Annotated in this window: 14 protein-coding genes; 11 read left to right on the top strand and 3 right to left on the bottom strand. The window is 68.1% G+C overall.

Annotated elements, in window-relative coordinates; all coding sequences use genetic code 11:
• Positions 1-146: 146 nt before the first annotated feature.
• Together AC3RCE_RS21405 and AC3RCE_RS21410 are read left to right on the top strand one after the other, a co-directional pair.
• Positions 147-3032 carry an IPTL-CTERM sorting domain-containing protein gene (locus AC3RCE_RS21405; RefSeq protein WP_492253892.1) on the top strand — a complete coding sequence of 962 codons (2886 nt, stop codon included), beginning with the start codon at positions 147-149 and terminating at the stop codon, positions 3030-3032.
• Between the two features lie 57 nt (positions 3033-3089).
• The gene (locus AC3RCE_RS21410) at positions 3090-5447 is read left to right on the top strand and encodes a glycosyl hydrolase family 18 protein (RefSeq protein ID WP_492253893.1); all 2358 of its coding nucleotides are present in this window, start codon (positions 3090-3092) and stop codon (positions 5445-5447) included.
• Positions 5448-5615: 168 nt separating this feature from the next.
• On the opposite strand, the gene AC3RCE_RS21415 is transcribed toward AC3RCE_RS21410, so the two are convergent.
• Positions 5616-6191: an IPTL-CTERM sorting domain-containing protein gene (locus AC3RCE_RS21415; protein WP_492253894.1), complete on the bottom strand. Its 576-nt coding sequence runs from the start codon at positions 6189-6191 to the stop codon at positions 5616-5618.
• Positions 6192-6499: 308 nt separating this feature from the next.
• Between AC3RCE_RS21415 and AC3RCE_RS21420 the strand changes: the two genes are divergently transcribed.
• The 8 genes from AC3RCE_RS21420 to maiA all read left to right on the top strand — a co-directional run bounded on the left by AC3RCE_RS21420 (position 6500) and on the right by maiA (position 13544).
• Complete coding sequence (locus tag AC3RCE_RS21420) at positions 6500-7762, top strand: aromatic ring-hydroxylating dioxygenase subunit alpha (RefSeq protein WP_492253895.1); 1263 nt, start codon at positions 6500-6502, stop codon at positions 7760-7762.
• A 2-nt stretch (positions 7763-7764) separates the two neighbouring features.
• The gene (locus AC3RCE_RS21425; protein ID WP_056417184.1) at positions 7765-8238 is read left to right on the top strand and encodes an aromatic-ring-hydroxylating dioxygenase subunit beta; all 474 of its coding nucleotides are present in this window, start codon (positions 7765-7767) and stop codon (positions 8236-8238) included.
• 9 nt (positions 8239-8247) lie between these two features.
• Complete coding sequence (locus AC3RCE_RS21430; RefSeq protein ID WP_492253896.1) at positions 8248-8562, top strand: non-heme iron oxygenase ferredoxin subunit; 315 nt, start codon at positions 8248-8250, stop codon at positions 8560-8562.
• Positions 8563-8589: 27 nt separating this feature from the next.
• Entirely contained in the window at positions 8590-9867 is a 1278-nt protein-coding gene (locus AC3RCE_RS21435; RefSeq protein WP_492253897.1) for an NAD(P)/FAD-dependent oxidoreductase, read from the top strand.
• A 72-nt stretch (positions 9868-9939) separates the two neighbouring features.
• A complete protein-coding gene (locus AC3RCE_RS21440) occupies positions 9940-10647 on the top strand; it encodes a fumarylacetoacetate hydrolase family protein (RefSeq protein WP_369643401.1) in 708 nt (235 codons plus the stop codon).
• A 31-nt stretch (positions 10648-10678) separates the two neighbouring features.
• Positions 10679-11803: a cupin domain-containing protein gene (locus AC3RCE_RS21445; protein ID WP_369643402.1), complete on the top strand. Its 1125-nt coding sequence runs from the start codon at positions 10679-10681 to the stop codon at positions 11801-11803.
• A gap of 98 nt (positions 11804-11901) precedes the next feature.
• Positions 11902-12903, top strand: coding sequence for a Bug family tripartite tricarboxylate transporter substrate binding protein (locus tag AC3RCE_RS21450; protein WP_492253898.1), 1002 nt, complete (start codon positions 11902-11904; stop codon positions 12901-12903).
• A gap of 2 nt (positions 12904-12905) precedes the next feature.
• Positions 12906-13544: a maleylacetoacetate isomerase gene (gene maiA / locus AC3RCE_RS21455; RefSeq protein WP_492253899.1), complete on the top strand. Its 639-nt coding sequence runs from the start codon at positions 12906-12908 to the stop codon at positions 13542-13544.
• Positions 13545-13547: 3 nt separating this feature from the next.
• On the opposite strand, the gene AC3RCE_RS21460 is transcribed toward maiA, so the two are convergent.
• Positions 13548-14534 (bottom strand): 2Fe-2S iron-sulfur cluster-binding protein, encoded by a 987-nt coding sequence (locus tag AC3RCE_RS21460; protein ID WP_492253900.1) that lies wholly within the window; start codon positions 14532-14534, stop codon positions 13548-13550.
• 97 nt (positions 14535-14631) lie between these two features.
• Between AC3RCE_RS21460 and AC3RCE_RS21465 the strand changes: the two genes are divergently transcribed.
• Positions 14632-15561: a LysR family transcriptional regulator gene (locus AC3RCE_RS21465; protein ID WP_218296179.1), complete on the top strand. Its 930-nt coding sequence runs from the start codon at positions 14632-14634 to the stop codon at positions 15559-15561.
• 157 nt (positions 15562-15718) lie between these two features.
• On the opposite strand, the gene fusA is transcribed toward AC3RCE_RS21465, so the two are convergent.
• On the bottom strand, positions 15719-17752 hold the full coding sequence (gene fusA / locus AC3RCE_RS21470; protein WP_492253901.1) for an elongation factor G: 2034 nt from the start codon (positions 17750-17752) through the stop codon (positions 15719-15721).
• Between the last annotated feature and the right edge of the window lie 526 nt (positions 17753-18278).

An 18278-nucleotide genomic window follows, 5' to 3' on the forward strand; every position in this document is an offset into this window, starting at 1 on the left:
GCGCGCCATTCCCCCTCGGGATACCCCACGCCACTTGCGCGACGATTTGCCAACAAATGCACGCGCATCGGTCAGGTGACCGATAGGCAGAAAGCACGGGCGTTCCAAGAATCGCGGGCTTCTGCTTGCTCTCAGGAGACCCCCCAATGACCACCCCCGCATGGGCCGACACGGCCCGTCGCGTTCTGCACGCCACCGCGCTGTGCCTGGGCGTTGCCAGCACCGCGCATGCCGCGGGCTGGCAGGCTGCCGGCAGCTTCACCGGCGCGCGCTACCAGCACACCGCCACACAATTGGCCGATGGCCGCGTGCTCCTCGCCGGGGGGCGCGGCGGCGGCGTGCTGGCCAGCACGCAGCTTTACGACACCGCCACGGGCCGCTGGACCAGCGGCCCCGCCCTGCCCGGCCCGCGCGCAGGCCACACGGCCACGCCGCTCCTGGACGGCACGGTGCTGATCGCGGGCGGAGAGGGCGGCACCGGCGCATCGGTGCGCGAAGCCGCCACCTTCGACCCGCAGGCCGGCGCCGTCAGCGCCACCGCCGGCACCATGGCGCTGCGCCGTCGCCAGCACACCGCCACGCTGCTGCCCGACGGCCGCGTGCTCGTGGCCGGTGGCCGGGGCACCGCCGGGCAAGACGGCCTGCAGTCCGCCGAAATCTACGACCCCGCCACCCGCACCTGGGACAGCACCGGCTCCATGCCCGGCATGGGCGCGCGCCAGCACACGGCCACGCTGCTCCCCGACGGCCGCGTGCTCGTGGCGGGCGGCATCGACAACGGCAACAGCGTCACCAACACCGCCGCACTCTGGAGCCCCGCCACCGGCACCTGGACCGCCGCCGCGCCGCTGCCGGCGCGCCGCGTGAACCACACGGCCACCCTGCTGCCCGATGGGCGCGTGTTCGTGGCCGGCGGCAACGACGGCGGCGGCGCGCTGGGCGACACCCTGCTGTACGACCCCTCCGCCAACACCTGGACGGCCAGCGGCGCCCTGCAGGTTGCGCGCACCCAGCACAGCGCCGCGCTGCTGCCCGACGGGCGCGTGCTGCTGGCGGGCGGCGCGGACGACGCCGGTGGCACGCCCATGGCGGCGGTGGAAATCTTCAGCCCCGCTGCGGGCCTGGGCAGCGTCTATGCCCCCATGGCGCAGGCACGCGGCCAGCACAGCGCGCTGCTGCTGCACACGGGCGAGGTTCTGGTGGCGGGCGGCGAGGGCGCGGGGGGCGGCGCGTTGGCGAACGTCGAACTATTGCAGCTCAACACCCTGGCCGCGCGCCACACCGCAAGCCTGGCCGCGGCGCGCCAGCTCCACACCGCCTCACGGGTGTCGAGCAATGGCGAGGTGCTGATCGCAGGCGGCACCGTGGGCAACAGCAGCACGGTCAGCAATACCGCGCTGCGCTACAGCCCCAGCACCGCGCAGTGGAGCAGTACCACGGCCATGCACGATGCCCGTGTCGAACACACGCAAACCCTGCTGCCCAACGACCGCTTTGTGCTCGTGGCGGGCGGCTACAACGGCTCCGTCGCCCTGGACAGCGCCGAAATTTACGACGCGAACACGGCGAGCTGGACGCGCACCTCGCCCCTGCTGCGCCCCCGCGCCGCCCACGCCGCCACCGTACTACCCAGTGGCGACGTGCTCATCGCGGGCGGCACGGGCTACGGCGCCGCCAGCAGCGCAGAGGTCTATCGCGCTGCCACTCTCCAATGGCAGGCCACGGGAGACATGATCCAGCCCCGCGACCGGCATCACACCGCTACGCGGCTGCCTGATGGCCGCGTCCTGGTGACCGGGGGGCGCAACGCAGGTAGCATCCATAGCAGCGCCGAGTTGTACACGCCCGCCACCGGCACCTGGGCGCCCGCCTCCGCGATGACTCACATGCGCGCCGGGCACGCCGCCACGCTGCTGCCGGATGGGCGTGTGCTGGTGGCTGGCGGCAGTGGCAGTACCGCGGCCTCGGGCACCAGCGCTGAAATCTTCGATCCCGCCACCAACACCTGGCAGGCCACGGGCAACCTGCTGACGGGCCGTGTCTATCACCGCGCCGCTGCACTGCCCAATGGCCGCGTGCTCGTCACCGGCGGCTCGAGCACCACGGCCCCCTTCGGCCCCGTCGCCAGCGCCGAGCTGTACGACCCTGCCACCGGCACTTGGCAGGCCGTGGACGCCATGCCGCAGGCGCGCACCGACCACACCGCCACCTTGCTGGCCAACGGCGAAGTGCTCATCACCGGTGGCATCAACGCCGGCGGCCCCATCGCCACCGCCTTGCTTTACGGCAACCCCAGCGCCGTGGCGGATGCCCGTCGCCCCCGCATCACGTCCTACCCGGGCCGGATGTCCCGCAGTGACACGCCAGAGTTGTCGGGTCTGCGCATGGTAGGCGCCGTCGAAGCCAGCAGCGGCGGCACCGGCCAATCGGCCACGCAAGTGCCGCTGGTGCGCCTGCAAGGCGAAGACGGCGGCGCCGTGGTGTGGCTGCCCATCGCACGCATCCGCCCCAATGGCGGCAGCGAAACCGTCGTCGTCACCGGCCTTCTGCCAGCGAGCATGGCGCCCGGCCTGTACCGCGCCACGGTGTTCGTCAACGGTCTGGCGTCCGATTCGGTGCCCATCGAAGTGATGCCGGCAGGCGCGCCCAACGCCCCCACCGACGTCACCGCCACGCCCGGCAACGCGCAGGTCACCGTGCGCTGGCAGGCGCCCGTGGGCGGCACCGCGCCCACGTCGTACACCGTCACCGCCCAGCCCGGCGGCGCCAGTTGCACCGTGCAGCACCCCGCCACCACCTGCACCGTGACGGGCCTCACCAACGGCGTCACCTACACCTTCACCGTCACGGCCAACAACACGGGCGGCAGCGCATCGGCCCCGCCCACGGGCGGCGTGGCGCCCGCGCCCGGGCCGGTGGTCGATCCGGGCGGCGCGCAGGCCATTCCCACCTTGAGCGAATGGGGCGTGCTGCTGCTCGCCGCGCTGATGCTGCTGGCCGGCCTGCGCGCACGCCGATTTGTTGTTGTTTAACTATCAAAAAGAGAGCTGCCAGCGCTTTCCAGAAAAGCGCTGGCGGCCAGGAACACCATGAAAAACCTTACCTCCCACCCCTGGATCCCACGCGCCCTGGCCGCCTCGCTGCTGCTGGCCGGCACCCAGGCCTTCGCGCTGGAATGCGCCCCCGGCCAATGGCTGGCGGAGTACTTTCCCAACACCAAGCTGGCGGGCGCTGCCGTGCTGGAGCGCTGCGAGAGCGGCCCCATCGACTACTACTGGATGACCGACAGCCCGGCCCCCAGGCTGCCGGTGGACAGCTTCTCCGCGCGCTGGACCGCAAGCCTGCCGTTCGCCGCGGGCGCCGCCAGGTTCACGACATACACCGACGACGGCGTGCGCGTGTTCGTGGATGGCAAGCGCATCATCAACAACTGGACCGTGCACGGCATCACGATGGACACGGCGTCCGTGCGCCTGTCCGAGGGGCGCCACACCGTGCGCATGGAGTACTTCGAGGCGGGCGGCGAAGGACTCGCGCAGCTCTTCATCGACGGCACGGCGCCGAACACGCCACCGCCCCAGCCTCCACGCATCCAGGCTTTCACGGCCCAGCCCGACGTGATCGAGGCGGGCAACAGCAGCATCCTCTCGTGGAGCACGGAGAACGCCACGGCCTGTACCGCCACGGGGGGCTGGAGCGGAGAACAGGCAGGCACCGGCGGCACCAGCGTGCGGCCCACCGTCACCACCACCTACGGACTGAGCTGCCGCAACGCGGCTGGCGCCACCACGGCCGCATCGGCCACGGTGACCGTGCGCAAGGCACAGCAGCCCCCCACCATCGGCAGTTTCACTGCCACGCCCGCACGCATCATGGCGGGCCAGAGCACCCAGCTGGCCTGGCAGGCCCACAACGCGACCACCTGCACGGCTTCGGGCGGCTGGAGCGGGCCGCGCGCGGCCGAGGGCAACGAACTGGTGCGCCCCGCAGCGAACGCTGCGTACACGCTGACCTGCACCAACACCGCGGGCCAAAGCGTGGCCGCCACCACCCAGGTGGCGGTGGAGGCCACCAATCCGCTGCCACCCGTGGGCGGCGTGACGGCCGCCAGGACCAGCCGCGGGGTGAACGTGGGATGGAACCCCGCCGCCCAGAGCGGCAAATGGGTCAACGGCTACTACGCGGGCTGGTTCTGGGAAACCTACCCGCCCGAAGCCGTGGACATGGGCACCATGACGCACTTCGTCTTCGGCCGCTATGCCCCCGCGCTGGGCTCGCTGCCCGGCGGACAGGCGGGCGATCTGCTGGAGGGCGCCGGAACGGGTCACCTGGCCCATGTGGAGGATGCGCTGATCGCCAAGGCCCATGCGGCGGGCGTCAAGGCGGTGATGATGGTGGGCGGGGACAGCGATGGCGCGGGGTTCATCGCCGCCACGGCGAACCCCACGGTGCGCGCACGCTTCATCAAGAACATCCTCGACAAGGCGGTGCAGAAAAACTACGACGGCGTGGACATCGACTGGGAAGAGAACCTCGACACGGCGGCTACCCGCGCCCAGGCCCTGGCGCTGCTGCGCGAGCTGCGCGCCGCCTCGACGCTGCGTGCCCGCTACCAGGCGCCGAACGCGCCGCTGGAGCTGAGCTGGCCCGGCTTCTGGGTCAACAAGAACGACCCCGACATCACGCCCTGGCACGCGGAGGTGGCCGCCGCAGTCGATCGTTTCAACCTGATGACCTACAGCATGGCCGGCGACTGGGGCTGGCAGTCGTGGCACCACTCGCCGCTGTCCGGTGCGGGCGATCTGTACCCGACCTCGATTGAATCGACGGTGCAGGCCTATCTGGACATGGGCATCGCGCGCTCCAAGCTGGGCATCGGCATCGGCCTGTACGGTGCGTACTACAACCATCCCGTCACCGGTCCGCGCCAGAGCATGGACGGCATGCAAGGCTGGATGAACAACGGCGACTGGGAGAACAACTACCAGCGCCTGGTGAACGACAACGCCTTCAACCGCGCGGGCGCCACGTACCACTGGGACGACGTGGCCAAGCAAGGCTACATGACCTACTCGCCACCCTGGAACCGCGGCACGAACACGCCGGTCACCTACCTGAGCTTCGAAGACGAGCGCTCCATCGCCGAGAAGGGCAAATGGGTGCGCGAGCAGGGCCTGGGCGGAACACTGGTGTGGACCATCAACTATGGCTACCTGCCGCAGTCGAACAGCAATCCGCAGATGCAGGCCGTCAAGCAGGCCTTCATCGCGGACAGCGCCACGCGCTACCGCGTCTACCGCGACGGCGTGGCGATTGCCACGGTGACCGGCTCGGGCTACACCGACGTCGCGCCGCCGCTCGGCAGCCACTACTACCAGGTCAGCGTGCTGGATGCCGCGGGCAACGAGGGGCCACTGTCCGCACCCGTGACGGTGCAGCTCCCCTGACGGCCGACAGCGAAGCGGGCGCACTCAGCGAGGGCAAGGGCGCCTGAGTGGCGCAAGGGGCCAGGGCTCGCCGTCCACGAAGCCAGCCCCGCCTTGGCCGGTGACAGTGCGCTGGCGCACGCCGCACGCAAGATTCTGGAATCGGGGCTGCGGCCCAGCCTCCGAACCTCAGGCTGCGTACGCCCGCAGCCTGAGGGCGCCCGCCATGGCCAGTGCGGCAGCAAGGAACATCACCATCCATTCGGACAAGGTTGGCACAGGGGCGGGAACACTGGCCGCCATCACGGTGAGCGTTCCCGATGCGGCGGCGCCAGGCGGGGCATTGCTGGACGTGACTGGCGACGTCGTGTTGACGTGCGCGCCGATGACTGTCCCCCGAACACTCACGGTAATCGTGCAGGACTGGCCTCCGGCAAGCACGTTCGATCTGCTGGAAAAGGTCTCCGCGCCGGGGTTGATGGAGAACATGCCTCCCCCCGTCGCGAGCGTGCTGCATGTGCCGCCCGTTTGGGTGATGAGATCGATCCCCGCCGGCATGGTGTCACTGAATTGAACGTTGTTGAGCGCCACGGCAACGTTTGGATTCGTCACCGTGATCGTCGCGATGGAATTGCCGTTGGGCGCGACCACTGACGGGTTGAAGCTCTTGGCGATGACCGGTGCGACTTGCGCCGATGCGGTTGCTGCAAAGAGCGCACTGAAAAACAAAGCCGTGACGGCAAGACGCGGCGACTGGTGGTTCATTGCACTCTTTCTGGGTTGTGTGGGTGATTATTGACCGCCGCGGCGCAGCAGCGCGCCGACACACGCGGTGGGAGCAGCTCCATGCGACCCGCGCCTGGCCCGGACACCGTCATGCTGCGCCGCCCTTGCTCACCTCCCACCCACAACAAGGCCCCCAGGCCGTGCCCGAAAGCAATATTCATATCAGTGATGTTAAACATCACCCATGTTCCATTGACTGATATAGCTTGGCGGCGAATGATCCGTCCCCAGGCGCTGGAATGCAGCCCGCATCGGAACCACCGACCAGCACCACAAAGGAGAAGCCCATGCATGAATGCCCCGTCACCGTCTTTCCCCGGCAGATCCGCTGGGAGACGGACGGTACCAGCCGCATCCCGTTCCAGGCCTACACCGACGAAGACCTGTACCGCAAAGAACTCGACCGGCTGTTCTACAACGGCCACTGGTGCTACGTGGGCCTGGAAGCCGAGATCCCCAACGCGGGCGATTTCAAGCGCACCGTCATCGGCGAACGCTCCGTGCTGCTGGTGCGTGACAAGGATGCTTCGATCCATGTGGTGGAAAACGTCTGCGCGCACCGCGGCATGGCGTTCTGCCGCGAGCGGCACGGCAACCGCGACAGCCTGACCTGCCCCTACCACCAGTGGAACTACACCTTGTCGGGCGACCTGCAGGGCGTGCCGTTCCGGCGCGGCGTCAAGCAGGATGGCAAGGTCAATGGCGGCATGCTGGCGGACTTCAATCCTGCCGAGCATGGCCTGACCAAGCTCAAGGTCGCCACGCGCGGTGGCGTCGTGTTCGCGTCATTCGACCATGGCGTGGAGCCGCTGGAGGACTTCCTGGGGCCCGCGATCCTGGGCTACTTCGACCGTCTGTTCGACGGCCGCAAGCTCACGATCCTGGGCTACAACCGCCAGCGGATTCCGGGCAACTGGAAGCTGATGCAGGAGAACATCAAGGACCCCTACCACCCAGGCCTGCTGCACACCTGGTTCGTCACCTTCGGTCTCTGGCGCGCCGACAACAAGTCCCAGCTGCTGATGGACGCGCAGCATCGCCATGCGGCCATGGTGTCCACCCGCGGCGCGGCCGGCAAGGCGGCCGACGTGACCCAGGTGTCCAGCTTCAAGGCGGGCATGGAACTGAACGACCCGCGCTTTCTCGACATCGTGCACGAAGACTGGTGGGGTGCACCGACGGCCGTCATGATGACCGTGTTTCCGAGCGTCATCTTCCAGCAGCAGGTCAACAGCGTGTCCACACGCCACATCCAGCCGGACGGCAAGGGCGCCTTCGATTTCGTCTGGACGCATTTCGGCTTCGAAGACGACAGCGAAGAGATGACGCAGCGCCGCCTGCGCCAGGCCAACCTCTTCGGCCCGGCGGGCTTTGTGTCGGCCGACGATGGCGAAGTCATCGAGTGGTCGCAGGAAGGCTTCGAGACCAAGCCCGCGCACCGCACGTTGGCCGAACTCGGTGGCCGGGAGGTCGGCGACACGGACCACATGGTCACGGAGACGCTGATCCGCGGCATGTACGAATACTGGCGCAAGGTGATGGAGGCGTGACCATGGAGTTCCAGACCTACTACGAACTGACGCAACTCTATGCCCGCTACGCAAGTGCACTCGACGCCGCCGATTGGGATGCCTGGCCGGAGTTCTTCATCGACGACTGCAGCTACAAGCTGCAGCCGCGCGAGAACCACGAACGCGGTTTTCCACTCGCCACGCTGGCTTTCGACAGCAAGGGCATGCTGAAGGACCGCGTCTATGGCATCCGCGAGACGCTGTTCCACGACCCCTACTACCAGCGCCACGTGGTGGGTGCGCCGCTCGTCCACCAGGTCGGTGCCGATGGCCGCATCCACAGCGAGGCCAACTACGCGGTACTGCGCACGCGCCTGTCCAAAGAGTCCACCGTTTTCAACGTGGGCCGCACGCTCGATGAGGTGGTGCGCACGCCCGAGGGCCTGAAGTTCGCTTCGCGCCTGGTCATCTACGACAGCGAGATGATCCCCAATTCGCTGATCTACCCCATCTGAGGAACTGCCATGACCACGAACTGGATTGACGCCGCCGCGCGGGACGATGTGCCGCAGGATGACGTGATGGGCCTGGCCGTTGCAGGACGGGACATCGCGCTGTATGGCGTGGACGGCGAGGTCTTCGCCACCGACAACGTCTGCACCCACGGCCATGCACGGCTGTGCGACGGCTTTCTGGAAGGGCACGAGATCGAATGCCCGCTGCACCAGGGCAAGTTCGACGTGCGCTCCGGCCAGCCCACCTGCGCGCCGGTGACCGAGCCCCTGCGCAGCTACCCCGTCAAGATCGAGGGCGGCCGCGTCTGGCTGGCCTTCGACTGAGCGCCACCGCCCTCACAAGGAAAGCCCATGACTGCCAAGCGACCAGAGGTTGCGGCCGCCGCATTGCCGGATGAAGGCGCGGCCGCCCGCCCGATCCACACCATCGTGATCGTCGGCACCGGCCAGGCCGGTGGCTGGGCCGCGCAGACGCTGCGCCGCGAAGGCTTCACAGGCCGCATCGTGCTGATCGGTGACGAGGTCCACCCGCCGCACGAGCGGCCACCGCTGTCCAAGGCGGTGTTGTCTTGCGCCGCACAGCCCGAGACGACGCGCCTGATGAAGCCCGAGGCCTTCGACGCCCTGGGTGCGCAATGGCGGCCCGGGGTGCAGGCGCGCCGCATTGACCGCGCCGCCAGGCAGGTGCTGCTGTCCGATGGCGAAGCGGTGCCCTACGACAAGCTCATCCTGTGCACCGGAGGGCGGGCCCGCCGACTCGCTGTGCCCGGGGCCGACCAGGTGCCGCTGCACACGCTGCGCACCATCGAAGATGCGATGGCGCTGGCGCCCGCGCTTATGCCCGGCCGCCGCGTGGTGGTGGTGGGCGGCGGCTGGATCGGCCTGGAGGTGGCGGCCACGGCACGCCAGCGGGGCGCTGACGTCGTGGTCGTCGAGACGCAGGGCCGCCTGTGCGAACGCACCGTACCGGCCGCGATATCGGAGTACCTGCTGGCGCTGCATCACTCTCAGGGAACCCGCGTTGTGCTGGGCGCTGGAGTCCTAGGCTTTGCGCGCGCGGCGGATGGCCGCTCGGAAGTGCGGCTCGCTGATGGCAGCGTGCTCGCGGCCGACACCATCGTGCTGGGCATCGGCCTGGTGCCCAACGACGAACTGGCGCGCGAGGCGGGCCTGGCCTGCGAAGGCGGCGTGCTGGTCGATGCCCGGTGCCGCACGTCCGACCCCGACATCCTGGCCGCTGGCGACGTGGCCGTGGCTCTCAACCCCTGGGCCGGGCGCAGGCTGCGACTCGAGTCGTGGCAGAACGCGCAGGACCAGGGCATCGCTGCCGCGCGCTCGGCCCTGGGCCACGCGGTGGACTACCAGCCGCTGCCCTGGTTCTGGTCCGACCAGTACGGCATGAATCTGCAGATCTACGGCGTACCGACGCCCGCGCACCGTGTGGTGCAGCGCGGCGACCAGGCCAGCGGCGGCTTCGTGCTGTTCTACCTGGCCGGCGACGTGGTCCAGGCCGCCATCGGCCCCAATGCGGCGCGCGACCTGCGCTTCGCGCGCCGGCTGATCGAGCAGCGCAGGCCGGTCAATGTTGAGCGCCTGGCGGACCTGGGCACGCCGATGTCCAAGCTGTGAACCAGGCGCCCGTTGCTTACTGCCCAAGGCCTGAACCCACCCCACCACCACTTTCAAAAAAGGGAAACCCCGATGACCTCCACCACCTATCTCTGGAATCCACCGCCGGTCTATGCGCTGCCGGTGCGTGGCCGAAGCGAGCGCCTGCCCATCCAGCGGCTGTTTTTTGTCGGCCGCAACTACCACGCGCATGCGGTCGAGATGGGGCGCCCGGTCGACAAGTCGGTCGAGGTGCCTTTCTACTTCACCAAGGCACCGTCCACACTGGTCGAGTCCGGTGCCACCGTGGCCTACCCGCCGGGCACCCAGGACTACCACCACGAAATGGAACTGGTGGTGGCCATCGGCGCGCCCGGCTTTCGCGTGCCCGAGGCCGAGGCTCCGCGCCTCATCTACGGCTATGCCTGCGGCCTGGACATGACGCGCCGCGACCTGCAGCTGGTGGCGCGCGAGAAAGGCCGGCCCTGGGACCTGGGCAAGGACGTGGAGCAGTCCTCCGTGGTCTCGGAGATCGTGCCGATGCAGCAGGCCGTCCTGAGCCAGGGCGAGCTGGCGATGTCGGTCAACGGGAAGGTACGCCAGAAGTCCGACCTGTCCAAGCTGATCTGGAACATCCCCGAGCTGATCGCCGACCTGTCCAGGTTCTACCACCTGCTGCCCGGCGACCTGATCTTCACCGGCACGCCCGAAGGCGTGGGCCCGGTGCAGCCAGGTGACCGCATCGACGGCCAGATCGACGGCGTGGGCAGCATCGTGCTCCACGTCGGCCCTGCGGAGTGACACAACGATGAATCAAGGAGACAAACCCACCATGACCACCGACCTGACGCCTTCCCCCGTGCGGCTGCATGCCGTGGCGGGGCGGGGCCAGCCCGACCCCACGCCCGCGCTGGAGGAGCTCTACCGAGGCTTCGAGCAGGAACTGCTGGTGCCGCTCTGGACCGAGATCGGCGACCTGATGCCCCGGCAACCCCAATCCAAGGCCGTGCCACACCTGTGGCGCTGGGACCGGCTGAAGGCACTGGCCGCGCAGGCCGGCGAGATCGTGCCCGTGGGCCGCGGTGGCGAGCGCCGCGCGATCGCGCTGGCCAACCCGGCGCTGGGCGGCCGTCCGTTCGCCACGCCCACGCTGTGGGCCGCCATCCAGTACCTGATGCCGGGTGAAGATGCTCCCGAGCACCGGCACACGCAGCACGCCTTCCGCTTCGTGGTGGAGGGCGAGGGCGTCTGGACGGTGGTCAATGGCGATGCGGTGCGCATGTCGCGCGGCGACTTCCTGCCGCAGGCAGGGTGGAACTGGCACGCCCACCACAACGCCGCCACCGAGCCCATGGCCTGGATCGATGGCCTGGACATTCCGTTCTCGTACTACACCGAGAGCCAGTTCTTCGAGGTCGGGCGCGAGCGGATTTCGCCCGCCGAGCGCACCACGGCGGAGCGTTCGTACTCCGAAAGGCTCTGGGGCCACCCCGGCTTGCGCCCCGTCTCGATGGCGGGAGCGCAGCCCGCCACCCCGCTCCTGGCCTACCGCTGGGTGGACACCGACGGCGCGCTGGCCGATCAGCTCGCCCTGGAGGCCGAAGGCCAGGCCGGCACGCTGAGCCCGGGGCATGCGGCGGTGCGCTTTACCAACCCTGCCACCGGCGGCGATGTGCTGCCGACGATGCGCACCGAGATGCACCGCGTGCGCGCGGGCGGCGCGACGCGCGTCCATCGCGAGGTGGGCTCGTCCGTGTTCCAGGTGTTCGACGGCAGTGGCTCCGTGACCGTGGGAGAGCGCACCTGGCACGTGGCGCGTGGCGACTTGTTCGTGGTGCCGTCGTGGCAGCCGTTCTCGGCCCAGGCATCCGCCTCGGGTGCGCTCGACCTTTTCCGTTTCAGCGACGCGCCGATTTTCGAGGCGCTGCACGCCCACCGCGCCCAGACCACCGGTTGAGCCGGAGGCCTCCGGCCTGCATGCCGCGCTTGCCCACCCCACCGATCAGCCACGAAACAACAGGCCGATTCCGGCCCCAATGACAAGGAGACATAGCCATGATCACAGCCATCCGTACTTCCATTTCCCGCACGGCCGCTGCGCTTTGCGCCTGGGCCCTGCTGACCGCTGCGGGCTTGCCCGGCGCAGCGGCGCAGACATACCCCGCCAAGCCCGTGCGGTCCGTCGCGCCGTATTCCCCGGGCAGCGGCCCGGACGCGGTGATGCGCATCCTCAGTGAAAGGCTGTCGCGCCACTGGGGCCAGCAACTGGTCATCGACAACAAGCCGGGCGCCAACGGCTTCATCGCCATCGGTGACGCCAAACGCGCAGCGCCTGACGGCTACACCGTGCTGCAGGTGGACAACACCCACATGGCCCTGCAGCCGCATGTGTTCAAGCAGCTGCCGTACGACCCGCTGAAGGACTTCGAGCCGGTGGCACCGGTGTACTTCACCAACTTCTTCGTGGTGGTGGCGGCCAATTCGCCCTGGAAAGACGTGGGCGACCTGATCCGGGCGGCCAAGGCGGCACCCGGCGAGATCACCTATGGATCATGGGGCATCGGCAGCGTGGCCCATGTCGGCGCGGCAATGCTCGAAGCCGCGACCGATACGAAGATGATGCACGTGCCCTACAAGGACATGGGGAACGTCTACACCTCCGTCGCCACCGGTGACATCAAGTGGGCGTTCGGCACGGCGGCGACGGCCGGACCGATGTACCAGGCCAAGAAGGTGAAGTTCCTGGCGCTCGCCGCACCCAAGCGTCTGGCGGGCTTCACCGATATCCCGACCGTCGGCGAGGCGGGCGGGCCGGCGGGGTTCGAGGTGAAGACCTGGGTGGGTTTGTTCGCTCCTGTCGGCACACCGAAGGCGTCGATCGAGAAGATCCATGCCGATGTGGGCAAGGTGCTCGCGACCGCAGAGGTCAGGGAACGCCTGGCGACGTTCGGATTCGAGCCCTACATTGGCCCGCCGAGCGAGCTGCTCCGCGCCATCGAACGCGATTCGCGCACGTTCGGTGATGTCGTCAAGCGCGCCAAGATCGCTCTGGACTGACCATGAAGCTCTACACCTTCTTCCGCAGTGGAACGTCCCACCGCCTGCGCATCGCCCTGAACCTGAAAGGCCTTTCGTACGAGCAGGTCGCGGTCGATCTGCGGCGCGAGGAGCATCTGGCGCAGGCCTTCAAGGCGATCAATCCGCAGCAGTTCGTGCCCGTGCTGGACACGGAAGACCGCTTGATGATCCAGTCGCCGGCCATCATCGAATGGCTCGAAGAGCGCCATCCGAGTCCGCCGCTGCTCCCCACCGATGCCGCAGAGCGTGCCCAGGTGCGCGCACTCGCGGCCATCGTGGGCTGCGATATCCACCCGGTCAACAACCGGCGCATCCTGGAAGCCTTGCGCCACCGTTTTGGCGCGGACGAGGCAGCCGTGAACGACTGGTGCGGCACCTGGATCGGCGCGGGCTTCGACACCATCGAAACACTGCTCGCGAGCGACCGGCGGCGTGGCGACTTCTGCTTTGGCAAGCACCCTACGCTGGCCGATGTCTACCTGGTGCCGCAAGTGGAGAGCGCGCGCCGCTTCAAGGTCGACCTGGCGCGCTGGCCGCGGGTGCAGGCGGTGGACCTGGCCTGCGGGCAACTGGACGCATTCCGGCAAGCCGCGCCCAGTGCGCAGCCCGATGCGGGCTGAACCTCAGTCGCCCTGCATGTAAAAGGCCTCGGCATGGATGTGGGCCGGCTCCATGCCCTTGCCCAGCGCCACCAGCGTGGTCGTCTCCACCATCGGTGGTGAGCCGCACAGATACGCATGCCAGCCGCGCAGGCTGGCGTGGTCCTGTTCGATGGCCTGGGTCACCAGCCCGCGCCGCTGCGCCGCAGGGTCCGCGCCCGAGGCCACCACCACATGCACCTGCAGCGCAGGGTGTGCGTGGCGCAGCTGGTCCAGCCAGGTGAGGCCGTACAGCTCGCGTGGCGAGCGCACCCCGAAGTACAGGTGAATGGGGTTGCGCATGTCGGCGGCCACGGCGCCACGCACCACCGAAAGCACCGGTGCCAGCCCCGTGCCCCCCGCCACGCACAGTATCGGCCCGGTGTGCTGCTGGCGCAGATAGGCTGCACCCAACGGCCCGCTGACCTTGACGGCATCCCCTGCCTTCAGTTGATCCACGATGTAGCCGCTGACCCGGCCCCTGGGCATCAGCTGCACGTGGAACTCCAGCAGCTCTTCGCCCGGCAAGCTCGCCATGGAATAAGGACGCACGTGGGCCGGCGTGAAAGCGATCTGCGCGTACTGGCCCGGTGAGAATGCGATCGGCTTGGTGACCTTGAGCAGCAGGCGCCGGATGTCGACCGCCAACGGCTCGATGGCCGCGACAGTGGCCTTGGCCACACGCGCCCGGTGCACCACGGCCTCCTCGGGCGCCGGCACTTCGATCGTGCAGGCCTCGGTCACATAGGTCTGGCAGGCCAGCACGGCACCGTCCATGCCGTCCAGCGGGCGCTGCTGCTCACGCCCCCCATCGAACACCTCGCCATCGAGCACCCGGCAGCGGCAGATACCGCAGCGGCCGGAGAGGCAGGAGTAGGACATCGGAACCTGCGCCGCGCGCAGGGCGTCGAGCAGATTCACGCCCGGTGCGGCACGGATCACGCGGTTAAGCGGCTGAACAAGAATGTCCATGGCGGGCGGGCTGCGAGATCATTCATGCGATTGTGCATAAGAATCATCGGCTGCAATACCATTGCCGCTTCATATCACCCGCACTGATGGAGTGGCGATGGAGTTATCTGACATCGATCTGAACCTGCTGGTCTTGTTTCAGCAACTCATGGTCGAGCGGCGCGTGTCCAAGGTGGCCGACAACATGGGCCTCACCCAGCCTGCCGTCAGCAATGCGCTGGCCAAGCTGCGCCGAATCTTCGGCGACGAGTTGTTCCTGCGCACGTCGGGCGGCATGGTGCCCACGCCCTTTGCCGAACAACTCGGCGAACCGGTCGGATACGCGCTGGGCATGATCCACAGTGGACTGAACCAGCGCATGCAGTTCACGCCGGCCACGCTCAAGCGCACCATCACCATCGGCATGACGGACATTGGAGAGATCGTCTTCCTTCCAGCGCTGCTGGAGCGCCTGGGGCGGGAAGCGCCCGGTGTGACGCTGAATACCGTGCGCAACAACGCGACCAATCTGCGCGACGATATGGAGTCTGGCAAGGTGGACCTGGCCATCGGCCTGCTGCCCCAGCTCAAGGCGGGCTTCTTCCAGCGGCGGCTGTTTCGCCAGCGCTACGTGTGCCTGTTCCGCAAGGGCCACACGCTGGACCGGCCGAAGCTGCTGCTCGCCGACTACAAGGCGGCGGAGCACCTGGTGATCGTCGCCGCGGGCACGGGGCATGGCAAAGTCGACGAGTTGATCCAGAAGGCCGGCATCGACCGCCTTGTGCGGCTGAGCGTGCCGCACTTTGTCAGTGTGGGCCACATCCTGCAAGGCACGGCGCTGGTGGCGACGGTGCCCGAGCTCCTGGCACTCAAGCTGGTCGAGCCCTTCGGGCTGACATTGCGCACGCACCCGGTCAAGTTGCCCGAGGCGCCGATCAGTGTGTTCTGGCATGCCAAGGTGCATCGCGAACCAGTGAACCAGTGGCTGCGTGGCATGGTGTTCGAGTTGTTCGGCGGCGATCGCGCTGATGGCAGCGGGTCGCCGTGACCGCCGACAGTCTGGGGCCGTCCGCCAGCTCGCTCCTGAACCGATGCCGCCATCCAGGCTCCCATCGCAGACAAAAAAAGGGGCGCAGACATCCGTCCACGCCCCTCCCGTCTTGCGCTGCCAGGCCATCGATTCCGGCCTATCGCGCTGATTCAATTCACGGCACCAACGCAGCCATCTCCCCCGCAGGCACCACCCCATAGTGGTCCAGCTGCATCGAGTACTGCGCGCGGCCCGAAGACAAGGCGCGCAGGCTGCCGATGTAGCCGAACATCTCTTTCAGCGGTACCTCGGCCTCGACCGTGGCGGCGTTGCCGCGCTGGCCCTGGCCGCGCACCACGCCACGGCGACGGTTCAAATCGCCGATGCTGTCGCCCAGGTACTCGGCCGGGGTGATGACCTCCACGGCCATCACGGGTTCGAGCACCTGGGGCCCGGCCTTGACAAAGGCTTCGCGGAAGGCAGCCATGGCCGCCAGCTCGAAGGCCAGCGTGGACGAGTCACGCTCGTGGAAGCTGCCGTCCACCAGCGTGGCCGCGAAGTCCACGGCGGGGAAGCCCGCCACCACGCCCGTGAGGGCGGCGCGGCGGATGCCGGCCTCCACCCCAGGGATGAACTCGCGCGGCACGGCGCCGCCGACGATGCGGCTTTCAAAGCGGATGCCTTCGCCCCTTGGCAGGGGTTCGAGCAGCAACCTCACCTCGGCGAACTGGCCGGGGCCGCCCGATTGCTTCTTGTGCACATGGTGTACCTCCACACTCTTCGAAATGGTTTCGCGGTAGGCCACCTGGGGACGGCCGACCGACACGTTGACGCCGTGGCGTGCGCGCAGCTTCTCGATCGAGACCTCGAGCTGCAGCTCGCCCATGCCGGACAGAATGGTCTGGCCGGATTCGGCATCGTGCTGCAGGCGCAGGCTCGGGTCTTCGCGCAACAGGGACTGCAGGGCCTTGGACAGGCCTTGCTGGTCCGCGCTCGCCTTGGGCTCGATGGCCACGTGGATCACCGGCTCGGGCACGCTGATCTGCTCCAGCACCACGGGGTGGGCCGGGTCGCTCAGCGTGTGCCCCGTCAGCGTGTCCTTGAGGCCCACGACGGCGGCGATGTCGCCCGCCACCAGCTCGTCGCGCTCGATGTGCTTGTCGGCATGCACTTCGTACAGGCGCGACACGCGCTCGGTCTTGCCCGTGCTGGTGTTGAGCACCACGTCGCCCCGGCCCAGACGGCCGCTGTACACGCGCACGAACACCTTGGCGCCGTGGTCGTCGGTGACGACCTTGAACGCCAGGGCCTTGAACGGGTCCGCAGCGGTCTCGCCGCCTTCGCGCACGATGTCGTCCGGAGAGGGCAAGTAGTCCACCACGGCGTCGAGCAAAGGCTCCACGCCGCGGTTCTTGAAGGCCGAGCCGGCCAGCGCGGGCACGAAGGTGCCTGCCAGCACGCCCTTGCGGAGGGCGGCATGCAGCACGTCCACAGCGACCTCTTCGCCGTTCACGTAGGCCTGCAGCGCGGCTTCGTCCTGCTCCACGGCGGCCTCTACCAGGCGGGCGCGTGCGCGCACGGCTTGCTCGAGCAGCTCGGCGGGCACGTCGGCTTCGCGGTAGGGCGCACTCGCGTCGTCCTTGTCCCAGATGCGGGCGCGCAGGCTCAGCAAGTCCACCACGCCGCGGAAGTCGCCTTCCGCACCGATGGGGATCTGCAGCGGCACCACGCGCACGCCCAGGCGTTCTTCCATCATGGCCACCACGCGGTGGAAGTCGGCGCCCACGCGGTCGAGCTTGTTGATGAACGCGATGCGCGGCACACGGTATTTGTCGGCCAGGCGCCAGTTGGTCTCGGTCTGTGGCTCCACGCCGGCCACGCCGTCGAACACAACGACTGCGCCATCGAGCACGCGCAGCGAGCGGTTCACCTCGATGTTGAAGTCAATGTGCCCGGGCGTGTCGATCAGGTTGAGCTGCGTGCCCTTCCAGTGCACGGTGACGGCCGCGCTGTTGATGGTGATGCCGCGCTGTTGCTCCTGCGGATCGAAGTCCATGTGCGCCGTGCCGTCGTGCACTTCGCCGATGCGGTGGCTTTCGCCCGTGTAGAACAGGATGCGTTCGGTGGTCGTGGTCTTGCCCGCGTCGACGTGGGCGATGACGCCGAGGTTGCGCAGATGGGCATTGCTGGTGTTGCGTGAATTTCTCATGGCGAATCTTTCAATCTCTTGCGGCTGCGCCCGGCTCTGCGAGCAGCTGCCGCCTGGTTGGCTATCTGCCAGCCCAGGCGAGATGGATTCGCCTTCAGGCTAGCGTTGAATGGGTGTTGTGCTGTCGCCGAAGCCCGGGCGCACGGAACTCAAGCTCCGGCGGCCGGGAATCGTGGCAATCAACTTGTCGTAGGTACGCATAGGTTGGGTGGTGAGAAAGTCTGAAAAAACAAAAAACCCCGGAGGTGGAGCCTGCCGGGGTTTTATGGACCGGAAGGCGCACAGCCCTCCGACACGCGATCGAGGGGCGCAACTAGGGGGTGAACGATGCCTTGATCACGTTGGTGAGAATTTTCATAAGAGCGAATTATCCTCCTCGCACAGAAAGCTTGCAAGCGACCTGGCTGCCTGCCTGCGCCTGCCGCCTCCGGCTCGGGCAAAGAACTGGCTGTTGCCTGGCCGCACGGCGTTCGAAACCTGCACACGGCAGGGCCGAATCGACGTTGCAGGCACAGCGGGCGGCAGG

The sequence above is a fragment of the Acidovorax sp. GW823-FHT05D11 genome (genome assembly GCF_058795695.1).

Coding starts and splice junctions, on each gene's coding strand:
- AC3RCE_RS21405 (WP_492253892.1), top strand. CDS start 147: ATGACCACCCCCGCATGGGCCGACACGGCCCGTCGCGTTCTGCACGCC.
- AC3RCE_RS21410 (WP_492253893.1), top strand. CDS start 3,090: ATGAAAAACCTTACCTCCCACCCCTGGATCCCACGCGCCCTGGCCGCC.
- AC3RCE_RS21415 (WP_492253894.1), bottom strand. CDS start 6,191: ATGAACCACCAGTCGCCGCGTCTTGCCGTCACGGCTTTGTTTTTCAGT.
- AC3RCE_RS21420 (WP_492253895.1), top strand. CDS start 6,500: ATGCATGAATGCCCCGTCACCGTCTTTCCCCGGCAGATCCGCTGGGAG.
- AC3RCE_RS21425 (WP_056417184.1), top strand. CDS start 7,765: ATGGAGTTCCAGACCTACTACGAACTGACGCAACTCTATGCCCGCTAC.
- AC3RCE_RS21430 (WP_492253896.1), top strand. CDS start 8,248: ATGACCACGAACTGGATTGACGCCGCCGCGCGGGACGATGTGCCGCAG.
- AC3RCE_RS21435 (WP_492253897.1), top strand. CDS start 8,590: ATGACTGCCAAGCGACCAGAGGTTGCGGCCGCCGCATTGCCGGATGAA.
- AC3RCE_RS21440 (WP_369643401.1), top strand. CDS start 9,940: ATGACCTCCACCACCTATCTCTGGAATCCACCGCCGGTCTATGCGCTG.
- AC3RCE_RS21445 (WP_369643402.1), top strand. CDS start 10,679: ATGACCACCGACCTGACGCCTTCCCCCGTGCGGCTGCATGCCGTGGCG.
- AC3RCE_RS21450 (WP_492253898.1), top strand. CDS start 11,902: ATGATCACAGCCATCCGTACTTCCATTTCCCGCACGGCCGCTGCGCTT.
- maiA (WP_492253899.1), top strand. CDS start 12,906: ATGAAGCTCTACACCTTCTTCCGCAGTGGAACGTCCCACCGCCTGCGC.
- AC3RCE_RS21460 (WP_492253900.1), bottom strand. CDS start 14,534: ATGGACATTCTTGTTCAGCCGCTTAACCGCGTGATCCGTGCCGCACCG.
- AC3RCE_RS21465 (WP_218296179.1), top strand. CDS start 14,632: ATGGAGTTATCTGACATCGATCTGAACCTGCTGGTCTTGTTTCAGCAA.
- fusA (WP_492253901.1), bottom strand. CDS start 17,752: ATGAGAAATTCACGCAACACCAGCAATGCCCATCTGCGCAACCTCGGC.